We start from the raw sequence: 22,019 nt of genomic DNA on the forward strand, positions 1-22,019 counted from the left end.
TAATGCTTAATTCAAAAAACCAGCTAATACGTTAGCTGGTTTTTTTTGTTTTGAATAACTCAATATATCACCTTGATATCTTATCGGTTGTCGTGCCGTGGTCATTAATTAAACCAATGCCTCCACTTAGTGTGATGTGAGTCATATTTTATGAATAAATTTTATTCATATTAAGAATGTGTATCATTTTTGATACGGGCATTAAACGGGCAAATGATTCATGTTGATGTAAATGTTATTAATGTACCTTGTTAACATTGTTCGTGGCTGTGAATGTTTGTAGGTGATAATGAGGGTAAAAAATATTGTTTCAGTAGGGTCGCTATTACTGCTTAGTGTGGCTCTAGCTTGCTCTATTACTTATGTGGTTAAAAGTAACAATAAGCAAAGTAAACTAATAGAAAGTGATTTAGAGTTTAACGCCAATTTTGTTTCTATTTGGCTTAAAACCGCATTTTATCATTCAAATGATGTACTACATCAACTCTCGGATACATTAGAGCAAGATGGGTTTGCAACATTGCCTCTGTCTGGTAAATCTTATCAAGAACAAAGTGATGTGTTTGAGTTTCAGTATGAAACGCTGATTAACGCAATTCATGTTTTTGTGGTTAATAAAAATTGTATTTTATTGAATACAAAAACGATTGGTGGCGTTGATCTTTCTTCCCGAGAGTATTGTCAAATATTAAAGCAAGATGATAAGAGTGTTGAATCTATCATTACCTCTCCTTTTAAAGATCTCTTAAATCGTAATGTGATCGTTCAGGGTGTTAAAATCACGGATGAAAAGAATAACTTTGCAGGTATTGTTGGTTTATTAACAGATTTCACTTTTTTTAATCAGGTATTGAAAAATGTTAAATTATCTGAGAATTCAACAATCTCTATTTTGAGCAGTGATTTCACTGTATTGGCATCAACAGCGCCACAACATTTACCTATAGGTGAAAAATTAGATTTTTCTTATATCCCTGAAAATAAAATTAAAGGATTAAAATATAATCAAAAGGTGATGTTTGATTCTGCTAAAACTTATAATGGTGAGCACCAAGGTATTTTAGTTAAGAAGGTATCGGATTTACCTTTTATGATATTGGTGACTAAAGCAAAGTATTATTGGTTTACTCCCCTTTACATTACTATTTTTATTGTATCGATGTTAATGATTCTCTTATCTTTTTTCATTTTTAAAAATGCGTATTATTTTCAGACATTGATATACCAAGCTGAGCATTATTCTAAATTAGCACTTTATGATGAATTAACGGGGGTATGTAATCGCCGCTGTTTTGAAAAAGTCATGTCATCTTTTTTAGAGGAATATAAACAGAAAGGTGTTGTGTTTTCGTTAGTGATTTTTGATATCGATTTCTTCAAAGACATTAATGATACTTATGGCCATGATAGAGGAGATGAAGTGCTTAGAGTTTTTAGTAAAACGTGCTCTAGTGTGATGTCACCAGAAGATATTTTTGCTCGTTTGGGTGGTGATGAATTTGTAATGATAATGGCGAATAAAACAAGCCAAGAAGCAGCACTTATTATGACTGAGCTATTACATCAAATTAGGCGATTATCAGTCATGACCTCAAAAGGTGAATTGAAGATATCGAGCAGTATTGGTATTACACAAATGAAAACAAAGAATGATGATTTTTCGGTTCTATTAGAGCGAGCAGATAAAGCGCTTTATCAAGTAAAAAGAAGTGGTCGAAATGGCGTCGTCGTCAGATAATCCATTTATGTTTCTTTATTGAGAGTGCATGTTTCGTAAACTATACACATGGAAAATTAAAGTAAAGATTCTCTTGTTGATGTAACTATTATTAGTGTAGCGTTATCCATAAGTGTTATTTAGTTGGTTTTTTACATGAAAGAGAGGACAACGGTTTTTTATAGCTCTATGTTATTTGTGATGTTAATTTCTACAGTATTAATTATTACTATTTCAAATAATTATCAGCAGCATAATAAAAGATTGGAAAGTGAATTAAGGTTTAATGCAAACTTTGTTTCTACGTGGTTAAATTTAGTATACAAGCATTCAAATAACGTTTTAGAAGGAATGGCAACGGATCTTTATAACAATCACTTATTGACTGTTCCTTTGAATCCAATGGTATTAAATGAGCAAAAAAAATTACTCAATATAGAAGCGGAGATGCTTATTAATGCATCAACTATATTTGCTATTAACAACAAATGTATTTTAGTTAATGCAATTTCAGACGTTGGTGCTGATCTTTCTTCTCGTGAGTATTGTAAACAAATACAAGAAAGCAATAAGCATACTATTTTCACTGATCCGTTCGTGGATTTATTTGGGAAAACAGTTGTTGCTCAAGGGGTTAGGATTACCAATAAATCAGATCAGTTTATAGGTATGGTTGGTATTTTAAGCGGGTTAGACTTTTTCTCTAGTGCTTTAAGTGCCTTGGATATATCGACAAAATCATCCGTGTCAATTTTAAGTTCTGATCTTATGGTATTAGCGACCAATAGAACTGAATTACTTAAGATCGGTAGCCGCCCTGTGATTAGTAAAGAATCGACTGAAATACTTCAGGGTTTAGCTGATAATCAAGAGGTGTTTTTTGAAGCGATGAGAAAGCACCACGGTTTTAATCAGATGGTGTTTGCAAAAAAAGTACCGGGTTACCCTTTTATTTTAATCGTATCGAAGCCTAAGTATTTTTGGGCTGATTATGCGTACCTTTCTATTATTTCTTTTATTTTAGTTATTTCGTTGGTGGTTGCGTTATTAATGAAAAATACGTTTCTATTATCCAAATTACTTTCCCAAAATGATCATTATTTTAAGCTCGCATTACATGATGAATTAACGGGGGTTCTAAATCGTCGAGGATTTGAAAAAAATACCAAACAGGTACTTGAGTTGGCAAAATCCAGCCCAACCTCAATTGTCTCGGTTTTGTTTGATATTGATTATTTTAAACAGATTAATGATACCTATGGGCATGATAAAGGGGATGAAGTATTACGAAGCTTTACTCAAATATGCCAAGCACACATCACTCACTGCGATGTGTTTGCGAGACTCGGTGGTGATGAGTTTGTCATGCTTTTACCAAACCAAAATGGGCAACAAGCCACGAAATGTATTAATGAGCTGTTAGATAAGATAAGAGCGATACGCGTTGAAACACCATTAGGATCAATATCGGTATCGAGCAGTATCGGAATGTCAGAGGTACGTTCGCCTAACGAGTCAATTGCTAAGTGGTTAGAAAGAGCAGATAAAGCACTTTATCAAGCGAAAAAACAAGGTCGTAACTGTGTGGTTTTAAAGGCTTAACACTAATTTTTTGATATAAGCCAGGTAAAGGTATTTATCTGGCTTTTTTTGTATCAAAGATAGCCAATTTGATTGCGGTTAATACGAGAATTATTTCATTATAAAAACTAATCCAAATTCGTAAAAAAACTCTCCTGAAATTACATGAATTTAAATTGCTAGGTTTACTGAATAAGACTATTATCTCGCGCCATTAGGGTCGTGATAATAACAAACCGTTTATTTAAATAATTTGTCACAAACCAATTTAACTTATTCTTTTTTCTTATCTATTACTGTTTTTTCTGGAGAGCAGTCATGCAAAAATCTTATTCACTTGGTACCTTCAGCTTTCTGATCGTAATCCTTGTTGCTGTTGGTCAAATGACTCAAACTATGTATGTACCTTCAATTGGGTACATGGCAAGTGAATTCAAAGTAAGTCCAGCATCATTACAAGCAGTAATGGCTGTTTACTTAATCCCTTACGGGTTGTCACAGTTTTTTTATGGACCACTATCTGATCGTTTAGGACGTCGATTTGTTATCTTATCGGGTCTTGGTTTGTATATTGTTGGGGCATTATTGGCATTATTTGCTCATGATTATACTTATTTCCTTGTTGGTAGCTTTATTCAGGGGCTAGGTATTGGTTCTGCTGGAGCGATGTGCCGTACTGTACCAAGAGATTGTTTCTCTGGTGCGGAGTTACATAAAGCGAACAGTTTAATTAGTATGTGCATGATGTTCTCTCCGTTAATGGCACCAGTGTTAGGTGGTTATTTAACGGAAGCGTTTGGTTGGCGTTCAAGCTATTTATTTTTAGCTTTGTTTAGTATTGCTGTGATGATCATTATGACAACGTCAATGAAAGAGACATTGCCACTTGAGGTTCGCCGTAAAGAACCTGTATTAAAAAGTTACCGCTATGTATTATCAGAGCACCGCTTTCAAGGTTATTTAATCTGTTTAGTGGCTACGTTTGCGGGTGTTGCCGTGTTTGAAGCGGCGGCAGGCGTTTTGCTTGGAGGTAAATTAAAATTACCGGCAACGATGGTGAGCATCCTATTCATCTTGCCTATTCCTGGTTATTTAGCTGGAGCTGGTCTATCGGCTGTGATTGCAAAGCGTTGGTCTGAGAAAAAATCATTAGATGTTGGTTTAGTGTCTATCGTCTTTGGTTCTGCGATTGTCTTGATCCCTGGGATCATGGGGTTAACCACGGCACTCACTTTAGTTGGTGGCGCTGTGCTGTATTTCTTAGGCGCGGGTATTTTATTTCCTGCTGCGACAACAGGGGCTTTATCTCCTTTTCCACATCATGCAGGAACGGCTGGTGCGTTATTAGGGGGCATGCAAAACCTAGGCGCAGGTTTGACAACAATGGCAGCATCAATGATCCCTGCCAACAGTCAAATGCCTGTGGGGTTGATTATGTTCTTGATGTCGTTATTAGCGATTTATGGTTTGAGAAAAGTACACTCAACACCACCATCAAGCGAAATGCCATTAGCGGTATAAAACTTAATCGTTAAATAGACAGTAATAAAAAAGGCCGAGTAGATAGTATCTACTCGGCCTTTTTTGTATGTAACGTCAGCTAAGCGATTTATCACGTTAGCTGATGCTACTATTTATTTATATGTGGTATTAACCGCGCATGCGGCTTACACGGAACGTACGGCCTTTCATTTTACCTGTTTCTAGCTTCTGTAGTGCTGCCTTTGCAATTGAAGTATGAACAGCAACATAAGCATGGAAATCAAATACATTGATTTTACCTACTTGCTTGCCATCAACACCGTCTTTACCGGTAAGCGCACCAAGAATGTCGCCTGGGCGTAATTTGTTTTTCTTACCGCCGTCGATCCAAAGCGTGATCATTTCAGGGAAATGAGGTTGTTCGCTTAGGTGATCTTCGCTAGGTAATGGCTCATCATTAAGAGTTAAGCTCATGTAATCTTCGATTTGAGCAAAGCTGTTTGTTTCTTTATTGTTGAACAAGCTTAATGCGATGCCTTTTTTACCAGCACGGCCAGTACGACCGATACGGTGAACGTGAACTTCAGGATCACGAGACAACTCAAAGTTGATCACCGCATCTAGAGAGTCAATATCAAGACCACGAGCCGCAACGTCGGTTGCAACTAGGATAGAGGTACTCTTATTAGCAAAACGAACCAATGCTTTATCACGATCACGTTGCTCTAAATCACCGTGAAGTGCTGTCACACTGAAATCGAAATGACGAAGCTCATCAGCGACTTCTTGAGTAACACGTTTTGTATTACAGAAGATAACCGTTGATTCAGGACGGTGCTTAAGCAATAAGATTTGAAGTGCTTTTAAACGGTCTTCAAAATCGTCTACTTTGTAGAAGTGCTGTGTAATCGACGTTTCTTCTATTTTATCTTCTGCTTTCGTCATGATTGGATTATTCATGATGCGATCGGCAATTGATTTAATTTGCGGTGGGAACGTTGCACTGAACAATAAGTTTTGACGTTTAGCTGGTGCGTGATCCAATACTAGGTCAATCGCGTCTTGGAAGCCCATTTCTAGCATGCGGTCCGCTTCATCCAATACGAACGTATTTAGATTGTCTAGGTTTAAGTAACCTTTACGAAGATGCTCTTCAACACGACCAGGGGTACCCACAATAATGTGTGCACCGTGCTCAAGCGATCCAATTTGTGGACCAAATGGAACACCACCACATAAAGTCAGTACTTTAATGTTATGGATAGAACGAGCAAGTTTTCGGATTTCTACCGCAACTTGGTCAGCCAATTCACGTGTTGGACATAATACTAATGATTGAACACGAAAACGCTTTACGTCTAAGTTCGCAAGTAAGCCAAGACCAAATGCTGCTGTTTTACCTGACCCTGTTTTTCCTTGGGCAATGACATCTTTCCCTTCCAACATGAATGGTAAGCTTTGAGCTTGAATTGGGGTCATCTCTGTATAGCCTAAAGTGTCTAGGTTTTGCAGAAGATATGGGTTCAGATTAAGTGATGAGAAAGATGTTTGGTTCAAGGTGATTTCCTATAAAACAAGTAGGGGTAAAGTAATAATTACCTAGTGGATGGGAGAGTAATAAGAAGAGGGCTAAAAAGCAAGGGAGATCACATTTTATGTCGCTATAAAAAAATCAACTGTATAAGATTCATTACTTTAGAAAGGCTTAAAATTTGGCCATTGATTTTACAAATTATTATCCTATGTTATATTCCCGCTTGAAATGGAATGGCTGTCACAAAAATAGGAAAGGTATGAGGAAGAGAAGTGCATTTTTTTATAGCTCATTGATCATTGGGTTTCTTATTTTTTTCCTTTCTGCATCCTATATTTATAGCGCGTATCAAAGTGACCGCAACCGAGTGATTGATCGTTTGCAATTTAATGCCAGTTTTGTTGATTTGTGGCTGACTAAATCTTTCCATGATTCGTCTTTAGTCTTAAAGGATATGGTTGAGGACCTTTCTTCTGGAGGGCTTCATTCTGCTGATCGAAATAATGAAAAATATCAGCAAGAACTTGATTACCTTAGAGAAAAAGAAGATGCACTCCCTAACGCTATTTTAGCTTTTATTATTGATGAGAATTGTATATTAACGCACAGTAAAACACTGAGTGGCGTTGATGTTTCTCGACGCGAGTATTGCCGGGTTTTTAAGAAAAACAAAGAAAGAACCGAGGTTGTTACTCTGCCTTTAGTCGATCTGGCTGGCCGAGATGTCGTTATTCAAGGCCACAAAATAACCAATGTAAATAACGACTTTTTAGGTATGGTGGGTATTTCGACGAATTTAAGTTTTTTTAATTCGACCATCCGTCATTTGGAATTGCCTTCATCAACAGGGCTTGCAATTTTAAGTTCTAATCTTAAGTTGTTGTCAGCAGTGCCAAAAGGAAGTGAGATCATTGGAAAAAGGCTTAATGTGTCAAAAATCAAACCAGAGGTGTTTGAAACACTGTATAAAAATGGCGAAGTGGTGTTCAGTTCTGACATATACAACGATGGCACTATTGATACGATTTATGCTCGTAAAATTAAAGATTTGCCTTTCATTATTGTGGTCACCAAGCAGCAAGATTATTGGCGAACCATTGTGTCTTTATCGTTGCTGAGTATTGTGGGCTGTTTTTTCGTCATTATTGCGCTTCTTATGTTTAATTTACATTATGTGAAACGAACAAAAGAACAAAAAGAAAAATACTCCGAGTTAGCGTATAACGATTACCTGACAGGGGTGAATAATCGCCGCTCGTTTGACCTAAAGGGTTCTCAAGTGCTTGCGACTTATCGCCGTAATCGAAAACCATTTTCAATTATTATGTGTGATATTGATAATTTTAAAGAATACAACGATAAGTACGGCCATGAAGTGGGGGATACGATGATCACCTCATTTGCTGAAGCGTGTTTAGCTAACTTGCGTGATTCTGATATTTTAGGCCGTTTTGGCGGCGATGAATTTGTCATTTTGCTTCCAGAACAAAGTCATGAGCAGGCGCATTTTGTTGCTCAAAAGCTGCAAGCGGTGATCCGCAAGATTGCGGTGCCAATTGAAAATATCGAATTAAGTATGACGTGCAGCATGGGCATAAGCACGATCACGGATCCAAAAGTAACGATTCCTGAACTTCTTAGTATTGCCGATGATCGATTGTATGACGCTAAAAAATCGGGACGAGATTGTGTAAAGTGTGATGCAATAGTTAAATCTAATTGATAATCGTTTGCATTATTGCGGTGGGGTGATTATTCTAGCTGCCCCTAAGTTAGTTGGTGTTATGTAGTTCCGCTATGCAGAATAATGAATATTTCGAATCACTGTTTACCCTTTCTAAGCAAGTTACGCCTTATTTATCAGGCCAAGTCGCGGATATCGTGTTATCAGACAGCAACACCGATATTCATATTTCTCATGATAATAGTGAGGTTATTAAAGCGCTTTATGATCGTTTATCAGAAAGCTCAAAAGAAGCCGGTAATGCCTATTGGTTAACGCGCACGTGGGATTTATTGTGTTGGCAACCTATCTACCTTGCTTTCATTTCTGTTTATCAACTTAATGCTATTCCTGATTTCAAAAACATGAGCCAATCGGTCCAGTCTGATTTTATTGCGGGATTTACTTTTCATAACGTCGATCTTACGTTTGGTTCGAGTGATGAGATCATCCCGTTAATAGGAACACAATTAAGCTCATTATTTACGTCATATCGTGAAAGTATGTCTGAATGGACTCGTATTCGCCCCGGCTTTACAAATCACCTTATTGCCGATGGTTTACTCAATTGCATTACCAAACTTCAAGTACATCAACCAACACTATCCAATGAGTATTTATTAGCACAAGCGTTGTTATGGTTAAATGCGTTTGGATTACCAAGTAAGCATTTGGCGAGTTTGAAAGTCGACTTACTAACAAATCACTTAAAATTAGTACGTACGAGTTGTTGCCTTGTCTACAAATGCGAGGGTCGTAAATTATGTGAAGATTGTCCTCGTCACCCAAATAATAAACGCTAATAGGACGATTTTGTGACTTCAGCTATTTGAGGTTTCATAAAAGCAATGGCCATTATCCCTCCTGAAAATAAAACACAAATATAAATAGGATACAGTGGCGACAGTGTCGATGTATAAGCCAGTAGCGAAGCAAAGCCATAGCCCAATGTATGTGACATGGAAATGTAACCAGCAACCGCGCCTGGATTGCTTGGATCCATCGATGTGGCTTTAGATGTGTATGCGGGCACTAATAAGGCTGCACCACAGGCACTGAGTGCCATCGCGAATCCCAATGTCCAAAGGTTGGAGATTAAGAAGGTGAAAAATCCTGCCAACAAAAATAAAGATCCCAACCGATACATTGTTGAAAGCTGAAGCTTCTTCTTTTTGATGACTAATATCTGTGTGATTAACGTGATAGCGGCACTGATGGTAAGTAATAGGCCAATGGCGTCACTGATTTTATCTGTTGGCCAATCGGTAATGCTTTTTATCAAAGGAGAAAAGCTGTATTGCAATAAAGCAATGGTTAAGCAAAGAGATAAACCAGTGAGTAAATACGGAGCAAGAGTGAGGCTTGGAATTAACGGGCGTTTTGTTGTGAGCGTGCCTTCTGGTTTATTTTCTCGATGAGGGGTTGGTAACCACAACGCGCCTAATAGTGCGAGAAAGGGGAATACAACCATCATGACAAGCGGAGCAAAAGGCCCAGTTTTTAATAAAACAATCGATAATATAGGGCCAACCAGTCGCCCTAAACTCAATCCTATACTGACGGAGGTAATAGCTTTTAATCGGTTATTTTTCCTGCATAAAAGGATGGCCCAATGTTGACTTGCTGGTACCATTCCTGCCACGGTACAACCATAAATAAGTCGAGCGACAATGAGACCAATTAACCAGTAGTGAGCCAAGTCAGGGTAACCATTACTTAAAAAGGCGAAAGTAAGTAGAAGTAAAAAGCTGATACTCATTCCTGCGAGCGCTTGAAATACAACGCCTTTAGGGCCATTTTTATCGCTGTATCGTCCCCAAAATGGCGCGGCGGGTAAGAAAAGAAAACTACCAATAGCAATAACAATAGACCAGGTTGGTAGAGAGAAAGCGGAATGCGTAACTAAAAAAGGCAAAGAAACGAGTAATCCATTTTGACCAATTCCCATCAAGGCGGCAATTAAGCCAATCATCGTGAGTTGGAGAGTGGTTTGTTTTCTTTTGTTAAAAAGAGGAATTCTAATTTCCGGCTTTAATTTACGAGTGGTTCACATCCTACGTGCATTTTATGCGAATAAAAACAATTATCATTACTATTTCTTTGTGTTAAAGTTCTTTCCATCATTCATGGACCGATTACCTAGCTCATCTCAATGTATCAACTTGTCGATGCGTCGTTTGAAATTGACGGAAAAATTATCCTTTACCCCACAAATTTGCTTTTTCCTAAAGGCAAAGTGACCACCTTACTGGGTCATAATGGCTGTGGTAAATCTACTTTGATTAAGCTACTTAGTCGTCACCATAACCCGACGACAGGAACGGTGTTATTTGATGAAAAAGCCGTGAGTTATTTCTCTCCTCAAGAGTTTGCACTCAATGTCGCTTATCTTCCTCAGCACCCTCCAATCACCGATGGTGTAACAGTGCGTGAGCTTGTGTGCTTTGGCCGTTATCCATGGAAAGGCGCATTTGGTCGATACACTAAAGCTGATTACCAGTTGGTTGATGAGGCCATCGAGAAAGTGAGCCTTACTTCATTCAACGATCGTTTTGTGGCCACATTGTCTGGTGGAGAGCGCCAAAGAGCGTGGGTTGCGATGTTATTGGCTCAACAGAGTCATTGTATTTTATTGGATGAACCCACCTCTGCGTTGGATGTTTCCCATCAATATGAGCTGTTAGCGTTGATCCGAGAATTGAATACGACATTAGGCTTAACTGTGATCATGGTTTTACATGATGTCAATATGGCGGCCAAATTTAGCGATCATTTAATTGCATTACATTCGGGTAAAGTCATCGCGCAAGGTTCTCCTGATGCGTTAATGACCAGTGAAACATTGCAGCGGATCTATGGCATGGAGTTGGCGTTATTTTCACACCCTGAAACAGGTCAACCGATCAGTTATATCCCTTAAGTTCCAACAATATAAAAAGAACCGCAAGGAAAGCAACATGAACAAACTCATTGGCTTTATCATTCTATTTTTTATTTCTTCCGTTCAAGCGATGGAAATCAAGCATGAACTGGGTACGACTCAATTTACGGAAACGCCTAAAAAAGTGGTGGTGTTAGATTGGGCATTAACGGAAACCGTACTTAGCTTAGGGATTGTCCCGTTAGGTGCTGCCGATGTAGAAGGCTACCAAACGTGGGTGATGGAACCAGAGCTCAATCGATCTGTTATGGATGTAGGATCAAGAAGAGAGCCTAATTTAGAATTAATGACGGAATTAAACCCTGATGTGATTTTGATCAACCAACATATGTCTGCGATGTATGAGAAATTAAATACCATTGCGCCTACATTGGTGTACACCATTTACAATGATAAGAAGGCCCCGTTGTCTTCAGCAAAAGACATTACGGCTCAACTGGGCGTCTTATTTAATAAAGAAAAGCAGTCGGCTAAAGTGATAGCAGCAACAGAACAACGATTGCTTGCTAATGGAGATAACGTTCATCGTCTTCAATCTAACAGTAAGCCGTTTTTGTTTCTTCGTTTTGTTAATGATAAAACGGTTCGAATTCACAGTGAGGGATCGCTGACCCAAGATACGATTGATGCGATGGGGTTAGTTAACGCATGGCATGAACCGACTAATATGTGGGGATTTACCACCGCAGGTGTCGAAAAGTTAGCGCAGTATCAACAATCCAATGTGTTGATTTTTGGACCTCTAAAAGAGACGGAAAGAAAGCAATTAACGCACTCTGCATTATGGCAAGCGATGGCATTTACTCGTACCGATTCGGTTTATGAGTTGCCTGCTATTTGGACGTTTGGTGGCTTGATTTCAGCTCAACGTTTCAGTGATCATATTACTCAGCAGTTAACTCAATAATGGTCGTTAATGAGATTGAAAAACCACAAGGGATAGTATTACGTAGTAGCCTTTTTATTTTTGTGGTGGTGGTTGTTTTAGGGTTGTTGCAATGGACTGCGCCTTATTCACAAGGTTTGAATCTGTTGTGGCAAACGATCGCGCATTATGATTCTGCTAATTACCAACATTTAATTACCCATCTTACTTATCTTCCACGTCTTGTTATTGCTGTGTTATGCGGTTTTTCTTTAGCCGTGGCTGGTTGTGTTATGCAGTTTGTCTTGCGTAATCCTATTGCTTCACCCACCACTCTGGGTGTTGCGGCGGGGGCTGAACTCGGCATGGTATTGGGTATCTTATTTCTTCCAGTTAACAGTGCCATTAATGGGTTTATTCCTGCGTTTTTAGGGGGAGGAATTGCGACTTGTATTGTTTTTTTATTGTCAGCCAGACGCGGCTTTTCTCCGGTTCATATGGTTCTGGCGGGAATGGTAATAAGCCTATTTTTTGGTTCTTTAAATACCATGTTATTACTGTTAAATGAGCAACAGTTAGCCAGTGTTTTTGTTTGGGGAGCAGGGACGCTAAATCAAAATGATTGGTCGAGTGTAACGGCACTGATCCCCCTTATTACTGTCCCTATTATTGCGATATTAGTACTTTCTAAGCCATTATCGACGCTTCAATTGGGAGATAGCGTGGCGTCTTCAATTGGAGTGAATGTTAAGCATATAAAGGTTATTTCACTGACGTTGGCGATATTTATTACCGCAGCGGTGGTCAGTGAAGTCGGATTGATTGGCTTTGTTGGTATTGTCGCACCGGCGATTGCTCGTATGTTTGGTGCTCGTAAGTTAACGGCTCAAATCTTGAGTAGTGGGGCTGTCGGAAGTGTTATGTTGTTGTTTTCTGATTTGATCATTCAACCTTTTTCTGGCGTTGGTGGGGAGCTATTACCGACAGGTGCAATGACCGCCTTGCTTGGGGCTCCGTTTCTTCTTTGGTTATTAAACAAAAATGCATTTCAATCTGATATGAAAGCCAGAGAAAGTACTCAAATTAATTATCAACATCGAACGCTACACTCTGTGTTGATGCCACTCTGCCTTTTTATTGTCGTGTTGTTTTTTGTCGCTTTATTTCTGGGAAAAGGACAATGTGGGTGGCTATTGTCGTTGAATCCTTCGGTTTTAGAACTTCGACTTCCACGAGTGTTGGTGTCTTTTCTTGCCGGGATAGGTCTGGCGATTGCGGGCACGGTGATTCAACGTGTTTCGACCAACCCAATGGCAAGCCCTGAAATTTTAGGCATCAGTTCTGGGGCGGCATTAGCTTTAGTGTTAGGGGCGGTATTTGGTATTGCCGTAGAAAGGCACGAGCAAATGTTACTGGGTACGCTTGGAGCCGCATCAGTGACGGCTATTATCTGGTTGATGGGACGAAAACAAAATTTTGCCCCTACACAAATGCTATTAACTGGCATTGCGCTTAGCGCTGGTTTAGATGCCTTTTTACGTATCGCAATGTCATCCGGGCAAGATAATATAATGGCGCTATTAACATGGCTTTCAGGGTCGACGTATTTAGTGAGTATGGGGGATGTGTCTCTACTGGGGGCGGGGGTTGTCATATTCGGTCTGTTAGCACTGTGCAGCCATCGATGGTTAGATATTATTGGCCTAGGAGAGACAACATCACGCAGCGTCGGTTTGTCTTGTCGACGAGTTAGGTTGTATTTATTGCTCCTTGTTGCGGCATTGACGACCTTATGTACGATCATTATTGGTCCCCTCAGTTTTATTGGTTTATTGGCACCTCATATGGCACGTTCACTTCATCAATATCGAGCGTCTCACCAATTGTTAACTGCCAGTTTAATCGGTGGCAGTTTACTGATTTTTGCTGATTGGGTGGGAAGAACGGTGTGGTTTCCATGGCAGTTCCCGGCGGGGTTATTGGCATCGTTAATTGGTGGGGCGTATTTCTTGTATCTTATGAGGAAATAACGAATTTTACTTAATTATTGATAAATAACATATTTATTTTCTTTAGGTACATTGTTAAATGCTAGGACATTTAGTTCTATAAAAGAAGTTTTTATTTTATAAATTTAGTAAAAAGTAGTTGATCTCTTAATTGAGAATCATTGCATTCGTATTTGTTATTTAAATACAATGGAAATGTTATGAAAACTAATGGTGAATTGGACAGTATAATAAACAGTGGTAATGATGTGCCTGCGGCATGTTTCCTGAATTCTTTAGCAAGAGAATGCTCGGCAATTCAAATTGTAGAGGATCAATATGATGCTTATTATCTTATCCGTAAGCGTGCGGGGAACTACACCTTGTCTTTTACATTCCAAGGTAAAAGACAAGGTGTAGTTCCCCGCACGCTTACGTAATACGTACAGGCTTATGCACACGTTGACCCGTTGGTTGGCCAGATTGTGGATCTCGAGGCAATAACACTTGATGTTCAAAACCTTGAACTAGCACTTCATCTTCATGCCCTTCTTGGTAAATATTACCTACTGAATCTTCAGTAAATGTACCGGCAGTGATCAGTCCTTGTTTTTCGCCTTCGATGCGCATATAAGCTGGGGTTGGCATACTATCTTCCTTTTAAAATAAATAAGTAAATGATTCACAATGCTTATAGCGAAAGGTGTGCCACTTTTATTTATGTTAAAAATCAAACAGATAAATAATTTACTATATTAGTCTCCCCTTTACATTCTTGAAAAGCAATCAAACCATTTTGAAAAACAATCAAACTAAATTTCATGCCATTTAAAATAGAATTTCATACCTATAATTGTATTTAAGAGGCAATTCACACTAATTTAGTTGCTATCATTTTTACCTAAAAATCGAAACGTTAGATTAATACGCGCGCTCATGGCACGCTTTGTTTTAGGGATCGCGTGTTTCCAGTGATCTTGTAAACAACCGTCCATTAGCACTAACGAGTTATTTTTTAAATCGATACTAATGTTTTTATATTTATGTTGATTATGCTTAACTAAAAATCGTCGGGTTTCCCCTAAACTGTACGAAGCAATCGCGGGGTTTTTACCTAAAATCGCTTCATCATCCGCATGATAACCAACCCCATCGTTTTCATTTCGATATAAATTAGCTAATACGCAATTGAATTTATATCCAGTCTCTTTCTCAATTTTATTTTTTAACACCATTAGTTGAGATGTAAAAGGGACCGCTTTTGTTAACACTTGATAGCCTCCATTTGCAACTACACCGTACTCTCCATACCAGCACGTTAATCGCGGTTGCTTATACTCTTTGCCAAACAACGTAATCGTTTCTTCTTTCCAGTCACTGTTGATTTGTAATTCATTAAACAGATTCGTTGCTTCATCTTCACTTAAAAAATTGTCCCAATAGGTAATATTCCCATCATTATTCAACAGAGTTAGGGGCGTATTTTCAAAATCAAATGGCAACAACATAAGTATCTCCAATAAAAAAAGCAAACCGATTCAATTTGCTCTTTTTATTATAATCATCAATAGCTATAAAATAGTAAGAACTTCGTCCAATGGACGTCTTAATTTTTGTGTCCAGTTATCTTCAATCGCATAACCGACGGTTATCAACATCGTTGGTACTGAATTATCTGATAATCCAAACGCCTTTTTTACCCCTTCGGGATCAAAACCAATCATTGGACAAGATGATAACCCCATGCCTTCAGCCGCAAGCATCAATGTCATTCCCGCTAACGACGCCGAACGTATCGCTTCATCTCGCTGAAAGATAGAATTATTGGTATACATATTTGAAGCTGCATTAACCCAACCATCAACAATCCCGGATGAAATAATCCCTTTCTCCAGAGAAGGCGCTAACGAATGAGCCAATAATTCTTGTGGATGTAAAGTACCGCAAACAATAAAAGTCACCGACGATTCTTCTATTTTTTGTTGCCCATAAGCAAGCGCCTTTAGCTTCACTTTTGCGTCTTTACTTTGAACAGCAACAAACTCCCAATTCTGTAAGTTAAAAGCCGAAGGTGCTTTTGTTGTTAACGTCATCAACGTAATAATCTGTTCTTTAGTCAGCGATTTACTCGGATCATAATTATTGATTGAACGTCGATTATTTATCACATCTAGTATTGTATTCAATTTCGGTTCCTTCTTTACTTTCGATACTGTTCACGCCCTAATAAGACGTGAACGAGTGATAATTAATTAGTGTTTCACCACAATTTTACCGACCGTTTTATTGCTATCCATTAGAGCGTGCGCCTCTTGGATGTCTTTTGCTTCAAACACAGCAGACGTAATGTCGGGCATTTGACCTGTGTATACTTGATCTGCAATCCAATTTAATGGCGATTCATCAAGGGGTAATGCTTCTGTTCCTAGCATTCCACTTTGGAAGAAGCTCAACTTAATCGAGCTTGGTAAGTCACTCATCAATCCAAAATTTTCAATGACTGGTGAACCACCCAATAAACCAACGACCGTCACTTCACCCCAAGGTCGCAGTGCTTTCATCGTATCTTTCACCGTTGATGCACCTACCACGTCTAATGCTTTATCTATGCCTTGTGGATACAGCGTTCTCACTGTTTCAGCAATATCACCCTCATCAATCACAACGTGATCAGCACCGAGCTCTGTCAAACGCTTTACATGACTCGCTTGACGAGTAGTGGCGATAACTGTTAGCCCACGCGCTTTGGCATACACTAATCCCGCCAAACCTAACCCTGATGTCGCACCTCGAATTAATAACGTTTCACCCGATTGCACATTCAATGTTTTATCCAACGCTCCCCAAATAGTTAAATATAATTGTGGTAATGACGCCAATTGAACAAAACCAATATCACTCGCAATACGCTGCACATTGCCTTTATTTACAGTAATAATTTCAGCATAGCTGCCATGTCGAGAAAACATCATTCCGCCCATTGCCGTCACCACTTTATCACCGGGTTTAAAGGTATTCGAAGGGTCTTCAATCACCTCTCCTGCGGCTTCAATACCAGGTGCTTGTTCTGCGTTAATTTGACCAAACGCGCCATTGCGGTAATACGTTTCTGCTTTGTTTAAGCCAAATGCCTTTACGCGGATTTTCACTTCACCAAGCGCGGTAGTTGGCTCAGTCACGTTACGAATGTCTAGGACTTCAGGGCCACCGGCTTGCGTTACGATAATTGCTTTCATTTTTTTATTCCTATTCAATTAATAATTTGTCTGTCTCGTTTCGATGTAGAGACTATAACTAGACTGAATAGAAAAAATTAGAGGGCGTTTTAGGAATGACTTTTCCAATTATCGTGGTAATGTTAGTTTAATTGCCACGATAAATGACATGGATACTATCGAATGGATCTCAACTCTTTGAATATATTTGTAAATGTAGTTCAACACGGTTCTTTCTCTGCGGCTTCTAAAATCATGAATATTCCAGTAGCTACAGTTAGTAGACGAGTCAGTGAATTAGAAAACCAGTTAGATCAACAATTACTGATACGAACAACTCGAAAATTATCTGTTACCCACGTTGGCCAATTGCTTTATCAACGCGCCTCTTCAGGGCTAAATGAAATATTTGATGCCGAACAAGCCATCAATGAAGAGCAAGAAGATCTAAAAGGTCAATTGCGTATCTCTATCCCACCAGCTCTTTATGTTTTTGATGACATGTTCCACCAATTCAATAATACCTACCCATTAATTCAATTGGATATTTTCAGTACGGTTCGTAAAACGGATTTTATTGATGATGACGTAGATATTGTTATTCGCGTGGGAAAAGTGAATTATCAATCGGCCATTGCGAGGCATTTAGGTAAGTACCGTCACGTGATGGTTTGCTCACAAAAATTCATCAATAAATACGGTATCCCAAAAGATCCTACGGCACTTGCTAACTTACCGATTGCCGCATGGCGATTTGGACACGGTCCTATAACTTGGCAGCTAGGTGAGCATTGCATTGAAATTACCCCTAAATTTTCATCCAGCGATTATGTACATTCCCTCTCAGCTATTCGCACTGGTGAAATGCTAGGAGAATTACCCCCAATGCTTGCGAATCCACTGCTGAGATCTGGCGAATTTGTTGAAGTGCTTGCCGAATATCCTTTACCTGAAGTGGATTTACACATCATCTACCCTTCAAGGAAGCACTTATCTCGCTTAAGTAAAGTGTTCATCGATGACTTTATTCAGTTTTGTCGTACCCATCAAAAAGGTGACTCTCTGTTTAATATTTCACTGTAGATATAAACTAAAATCCGTTATTGCAACAAAACCAAACTATCCAGAACTCAAGTTAACTAATGCGCATTCTTAAATTGCAACTTCACCAAGCGTTGGTACAAATCGCAACTGTTTAATAACGATTGATGATCCCCAATATCCACCAATTGTCCTTTATCTAATACTGCTATTTGATCGGCATGTTGAATAGTCGAAAGGCGGTGGGCAATAATTAACGTAGTTCTACCCTGCATTAACGCCTCTAAAGCTTGTTGCACATGCTGTTCACTCTCACTATCTAATGCGCTGGTCGCTTCATCAAGTAATAATATACTAGGATCTTTTAGAATGGCTCTTGCGATAGCAATACGTTGTCGTTGACCACCAGAAAGTCTTACCCCTCGCTCTCCCAGAAAACTGCTGTACCCTTCAGGTAAATTCATGATGAACTCATGCGCATGTGCCTTTTTAGCTGCCTCAATAATTTGTTCATCTGTAGCGTGTGGATTACCATAACGAATATTGTGGAAAACATTATGACTAAACAGTGCAGGCTGTTGTGGTACAAGTGCCATTTGTTTACGAAGTTCTTGTGGGTCAAATTGACGAATGTCGACACCACCGAGTGTTACCCGACCTGATTGTGGATCATAAAAGCGTTGTAATAATTCAAACAGCGTCGTTTTACCTGCACCAGAAGGACCAACAATCGCAAGAACTTTGCCTTCTTGTGCTTTCAATACTAAATGATCAACTGCAGCTTGATCGGGCCTTGAAGGATAATTAAAAATAACATTCTCAAATACAACGTCAGAAGAAAGTGATTGAGGGGACATCATATTTTGACTAGGAGCCACAATATGGCTTTCTACTTGGAGTATTTCAATCAGCCTTTCTGTTGCGCCTGCTGCTCGTTGCAATTCACCTAAAACCTCTGAGATATTCGCTAATGAAGAAGCAACTATGATGGCATAAAAAACAAAAGCACCTAAATCACCAGCCGACATAGAACCGTTAATCACATCGCTACCACCGACCCAAAGCATGCCAGTTATCGCACTAAAAACAATCACAATGACACCTGAGATCAAGATAGCACGCTGTTTTACACGTTGACGTCCAATTTCGAATGCTTTTTCTACTTCATAAGAGAACGATTTTCTTTCTTGCGCTTCGTAACTGTAACTTTGAACCGTTTTAATGTGCTCTATCGCCTCCCCCGCATAACTTCCAACATCGGCCATTGAATCTTGGCTTTTGCGTGATAAAGCTCTCACACGACGTCCATAGACAAGTATTGGTATAAGAATGAATGGTACAGCGACTAATACAATCAATGTTAGTTTTATGTTGGTCGTAAATAACATAATCATTGCACCAACACACATTAATGCACTGCGCATCGCCATCGAAAATGAAGACCCAATGATACTCTGTAGCAAAGTCGTATCAGTAGTGATGCGTGACATAATGTCGCCACTGCCATTGATTTCAAAATAACTGGGATGCAAGGTAATCACATGATCAAATACCGCAAGTCTAATATCAGCACTGACTCGCTCTCCCACTGAAGACACTAAATAACCTGAATTCTGGATAAGGCTGAACTAATTGCCCACCTAACGATCAGATCTTTCGACCAAGAATTATTTGAACGTATTTTAAAAGGTGGGCAAGATGAATAAATTAGTTGATATATTTTGTGATGTCGATGATTTTTGTTATCAATTCTTATCTCAATGGGAAAAATACCTTGTTGAGGCTAGTGAGAGAAAAAGAAAACGTCAGTCAGTAATGTCTACTAGTGAATGTATGACTATTGTCATCGCTTTTCATCAATCAAATCATAGAGATTTCAAGAACTTCTATATCGGGTTAGTTCATCAATATTGGAAAGGATACTTTCCAAATTTACTTAGCTACACTCGATTTGTGAGCAAAATGCCTAGCCTAATCGCCCCAATGTGTGCCTATTTTCAATCTATCAAAGGTAAGCCGACTGGCATTGCTTTTGTTGACTCCACGAGTCTTAAAGTATGCCATAACATTCGAATTCCTCGCCATAAAGTCTTTGATGGTGTTGCGAAAAGAGGAAAAGGTACCATGGGATGGTTTTTCGGCTTCAAACTTCATTTATTGATTAACCATCTTGGAGAAATTATTTCGCTGAAAATCACAGCTGGCAATGTAAATGATAGGACTCCTGTACCTGATTTATGCAAAGAACTCTCGGGGAAATTGTACGCTGATAAAGGGTACATAGGTAAAAAGTTGAGTGAGAGCTTAAAGAACTCTGATGTCGATTTAGTGACTACCTCGCGAAAAAACATGAAAGCAAAAGAGATAAGTGCTTTTGATAAGGCTATGTTATCAAAGAGATACATTATCGAAACGATAAATGACCAATTGAAGAATATCTCTCAAATTGAACATAGCCGTCATCGTAGCGTGACTGGTTTCATGCTAAATGTAATTTCAGGCGTTGTGGCTTATTGTTTAAAAAAACAAAAGCCACGAATTAAGCTATCAGAATGTGAATTTGAACTAATCCTCGCTTAAAGCATGTTTTATCCAGAATTCAGGTTAAATAGAATCGAAAAAAAGTGCCAATTGAAATCAGCACTGTTATCGCAAGAATAAATTGGATCGCACTTTTTAACTCTTGTATCGATTGTTGAGAAAATCCTTCGTCAATCAGGATTCGTACACCATGGCCTACAGATAAAGTCAGTGAAGCGGTACATATTAACGCGACCAGTGCTGCAGCGACTTTCCCTTTATAAGGATGAATAAACGTCATTAGCTCGAATAAAATACCTAGATTTTTACCTTTGGAATAAGATTGAGCGGTACCATTTGGCGTAAATTGAGTTTTCATAAACACACCTTGCGTTTACCCACTTCAATTGAAGTGAGTATTGAAATTGAATCTTTAGCTCAATTATTAGTAAGAAAAGGGACAATTTTAGGACTATCATTCAGCGATTAGGATCTCAATGAATGAATGAATGAATGAATGAATAGTTAACCCATTGATTAAAATGTAATACTGAAAGGAAGTAACTCAATACCCAACACAGTACTAAAAGCGGTAATCGCCAATAATGAGGTCTTAAATACCGATTTAGACCATTGAACATAGTTAGACTCATCCATATTTCTGTACGTCACTTTAAACCAACCATAACAAGAGATCGCAACAACGGCTAAATACTCATACCCAGTATGTCCAAAAGCATATAAGCCAAGTGCAACAACAGAAAAAACCAGCACATAAATCATAATATGTTGACGTGCTTTTTGAATGCCTTTTACCAATGGCAGTACCGGAATATTGGCTTGTTGGTAATCTTTCATTCTAAACATCGCAATGGCATAAGAATGCGGCATTTGCCATAAACAGAATAAACCAAACAGCAACACGGCTTCTAAACTGAGGTAGTTAGTCACCGCTAAGTAACCAACTAACGGTGGGATCGCCCCCGATACACTGCCAACAAGTGTGCCGTATACCGAGGTACGTTTGTACCACATCGTGTAAAAGAATACGTAGAATACATAACCTAACAATACCATGACCGCCGACAAAGGATTGGCCATTTTATACAATAAGCCCGTTCCAATCAGTAGCATTATAATCGCAAATAAAAAAGCGAACTCTATATTGATTGAACCTGTCACTATAGCTCGATTACGAGTGCGCGACATTTTAGCATCGATATCTCGATCAAAAATATTATTCACCACACAACCTGACGCAATAACTAAAGCAACGCCTAACATAGTATAAACAAGCAATGACAAAGTAATTGATTCAGATTTAGCCGCTAGAAAATAACCGGCTAATACCGAAATTAAGTTACCCATGATAATGCCGGGCTTGGTCAGTGATACGTATTCTTTAAACATAT

17 protein-coding genes and 3 pseudogenes are annotated in these 22,019 nt (G+C 38.8%); 11 read left to right on the plus strand and 9 right to left on the minus strand.

Features of this window, described 5'->3' with window-relative positions:
* The first annotated feature begins 289 nt into the window (after window positions 1-289).
* The 3 genes from VSAL_RS16855 (at window position 290) to emrD (ending at window position 4,819) form a co-directional block, all read left to right on the plus strand.
* Window positions 290-1,738, plus strand: a complete 1,449-nt coding sequence (locus VSAL_RS16855; RefSeq protein WP_012551549.1) for a sensor domain-containing diguanylate cyclase — start codon at window positions 290-292, stop codon at window positions 1,736-1,738.
* 168 nt (window positions 1,739-1,906) lie between these two features.
* Window positions 1,907-3,319 (plus strand): sensor domain-containing diguanylate cyclase, encoded by a 1,413-nt coding sequence (locus VSAL_RS16860; RefSeq protein WP_129546109.1) that lies wholly within the window; start codon window positions 1,907-1,909, stop codon window positions 3,317-3,319.
* Between the two features lie 297 nt (window positions 3,320-3,616).
* Window positions 3,617-4,819 carry a multidrug efflux MFS transporter EmrD gene (gene emrD, locus VSAL_RS16865; RefSeq protein WP_012551551.1) on the plus strand — a complete coding sequence of 401 codons (1,203 nt, stop codon included), beginning with the start codon at window positions 3,617-3,619 and terminating at the stop codon, window positions 4,817-4,819.
* Window positions 4,820-4,948: 129 nt separating this feature from the next.
* Here emrD and dbpA read toward each other — a convergent pair whose 3' ends face one another.
* On the minus strand, window positions 4,949-6,337 hold the full coding sequence (dbpA, locus tag VSAL_RS16870) for an ATP-dependent RNA helicase DbpA (RefSeq protein WP_012551552.1): 1,389 nt from the start codon (window positions 6,335-6,337) through the stop codon (window positions 4,949-4,951).
* Window positions 6,338-6,492: 155 nt separating this feature from the next.
* Between dbpA and VSAL_RS16875 the strand changes: the two genes are divergently transcribed.
* A complete protein-coding gene (locus tag VSAL_RS16875; RefSeq protein ID WP_231850957.1) occupies window positions 6,493-8,037 on the plus strand; it encodes a sensor domain-containing diguanylate cyclase in 1,545 nt (514 codons plus the stop codon).
* Between the two features lie 74 nt (window positions 8,038-8,111).
* Window positions 8,112-8,840: a siderophore ferric iron reductase gene (locus VSAL_RS16880; protein ID WP_012551554.1), complete on the plus strand. Its 729-nt coding sequence runs from the start codon at window positions 8,112-8,114 to the stop codon at window positions 8,838-8,840.
* Here the strand turns inward: VSAL_RS16880 and VSAL_RS16885 are convergent.
* Window positions 8,837-10,009 (minus strand): MFS transporter, encoded by a 1,173-nt coding sequence (locus VSAL_RS16885; RefSeq protein ID WP_085941873.1) that lies wholly within the window; start codon window positions 10,007-10,009, stop codon window positions 8,837-8,839. The genes VSAL_RS16880 and VSAL_RS16885 overlap by 4 nt on opposite strands.
* Window positions 10,010-10,189: 180 nt before the next feature.
* On the opposite strand from VSAL_RS16885, the gene VSAL_RS16890 reads away from it, so the two are divergent.
* The 4 genes from VSAL_RS16890 (at window position 10,190) to VSAL_RS16905 (ending at window position 14,271) form a co-directional block, all read left to right on the plus strand.
* Window positions 10,190-10,957 carry an ABC transporter ATP-binding protein gene (locus tag VSAL_RS16890; protein ID WP_012551556.1) on the plus strand — a complete coding sequence of 256 codons (768 nt, stop codon included), beginning with the start codon at window positions 10,190-10,192 and terminating at the stop codon, window positions 10,955-10,957.
* Window positions 10,958-10,994: 37 nt separating this feature from the next.
* Window positions 10,995-11,885 carry an ABC transporter substrate-binding protein gene (locus VSAL_RS16895; RefSeq protein ID WP_012551557.1) on the plus strand — a complete coding sequence of 297 codons (891 nt, stop codon included), beginning with the start codon at window positions 10,995-10,997 and terminating at the stop codon, window positions 11,883-11,885.
* Window positions 11,885-13,873, plus strand: a complete 1,989-nt coding sequence (fhuB, locus tag VSAL_RS16900; protein ID WP_012551558.1) for a Fe(3+)-hydroxamate ABC transporter permease FhuB — start codon at window positions 11,885-11,887, stop codon at window positions 13,871-13,873. Before VSAL_RS16895 ends, fhuB begins: the two co-directional genes overlap by 1 nt.
* A gap of 179 nt (window positions 13,874-14,052) precedes the next feature.
* Window positions 14,053-14,271, plus strand: a complete 219-nt coding sequence (locus VSAL_RS16905) for a hypothetical protein (protein WP_044583531.1) — start codon at window positions 14,053-14,055, stop codon at window positions 14,269-14,271.
* On the opposite strand, the pseudogene tssD reads toward VSAL_RS16905, so the two are convergent.
* From tssD to VSAL_RS16925, 4 genes and pseudogenes are all read right to left on the minus strand, one after another.
* Window positions 14,267-14,479 (minus strand): annotated as a pseudogene (gene tssD, locus VSAL_RS16910) (type VI secretion system tube protein TssD); the annotation flags it as partial. The gene VSAL_RS16905 and the pseudogene tssD overlap by 5 nt on opposite strands.
* A gap of 233 nt (window positions 14,480-14,712) precedes the next feature.
* Complete coding sequence (locus VSAL_RS16915; RefSeq protein WP_012551559.1) at window positions 14,713-15,339, minus strand: alpha-ketoglutarate-dependent dioxygenase AlkB family protein; 627 nt, start codon at window positions 15,337-15,339, stop codon at window positions 14,713-14,715.
* A gap of 63 nt (window positions 15,340-15,402) precedes the next feature.
* A complete protein-coding gene (locus VSAL_RS16920; RefSeq protein WP_012551560.1) occupies window positions 15,403-16,017 on the minus strand; it encodes a nitroreductase family protein in 615 nt (204 codons plus the stop codon).
* A gap of 66 nt (window positions 16,018-16,083) precedes the next feature.
* On the minus strand, window positions 16,084-17,067 hold the full coding sequence (locus VSAL_RS16925) for a zinc-binding alcohol dehydrogenase family protein (protein ID WP_012551561.1): 984 nt from the start codon (window positions 17,065-17,067) through the stop codon (window positions 16,084-16,086).
* A 177-nt stretch (window positions 17,068-17,244) separates the two neighbouring features.
* Between VSAL_RS16925 and VSAL_RS16930 the strand changes: the two genes are divergently transcribed.
* Window positions 17,245-18,129, plus strand: coding sequence for a LysR family transcriptional regulator (locus VSAL_RS16930; protein ID WP_231850958.1), 885 nt, complete (start codon window positions 17,245-17,247; stop codon window positions 18,127-18,129).
* A 56-nt stretch (window positions 18,130-18,185) separates the two neighbouring features.
* Here the strand turns inward: VSAL_RS16930 and VSAL_RS16935 are convergent.
* Window positions 18,186-19,691: pseudogene (locus VSAL_RS16935) on the minus strand (ABC transporter transmembrane domain-containing protein); the annotation flags it as partial.
* 94 nt (window positions 19,692-19,785) lie between these two features.
* Here VSAL_RS16935 and VSAL_RS16940 point away from each other — a divergent pair.
* Window positions 19,786-20,667 carry an IS982-like element ISVsa6 family transposase gene (locus tag VSAL_RS16940; protein WP_012548944.1) on the plus strand — a complete coding sequence of 294 codons (882 nt, stop codon included), beginning with the start codon at window positions 19,786-19,788 and terminating at the stop codon, window positions 20,665-20,667.
* Window positions 20,668-20,692: 25 nt separating this feature from the next.
* On the opposite strand, the pseudogene VSAL_RS16945 reads toward VSAL_RS16940, so the two are convergent.
* Window positions 20,693-20,986: pseudogene (locus VSAL_RS16945) on the minus strand (ABC transporter ATP-binding protein); the annotation flags it as partial.
* Between the two features lie 158 nt (window positions 20,987-21,144).
* Window positions 21,145-22,017: a heme o synthase gene (gene cyoE / locus VSAL_RS16950; RefSeq protein ID WP_012551563.1), complete on the minus strand. Its 873-nt coding sequence runs from the start codon at window positions 22,015-22,017 to the stop codon at window positions 21,145-21,147.
* Between the last annotated feature and the right edge of the window lie 2 nt (window positions 22,018-22,019).

Source organism: Aliivibrio salmonicida LFI1238 (genome assembly GCF_000196495.1).
Classification (GTDB): Bacteria; Pseudomonadota; Gammaproteobacteria; order Enterobacterales; family Vibrionaceae; genus Aliivibrio; species Aliivibrio salmonicida.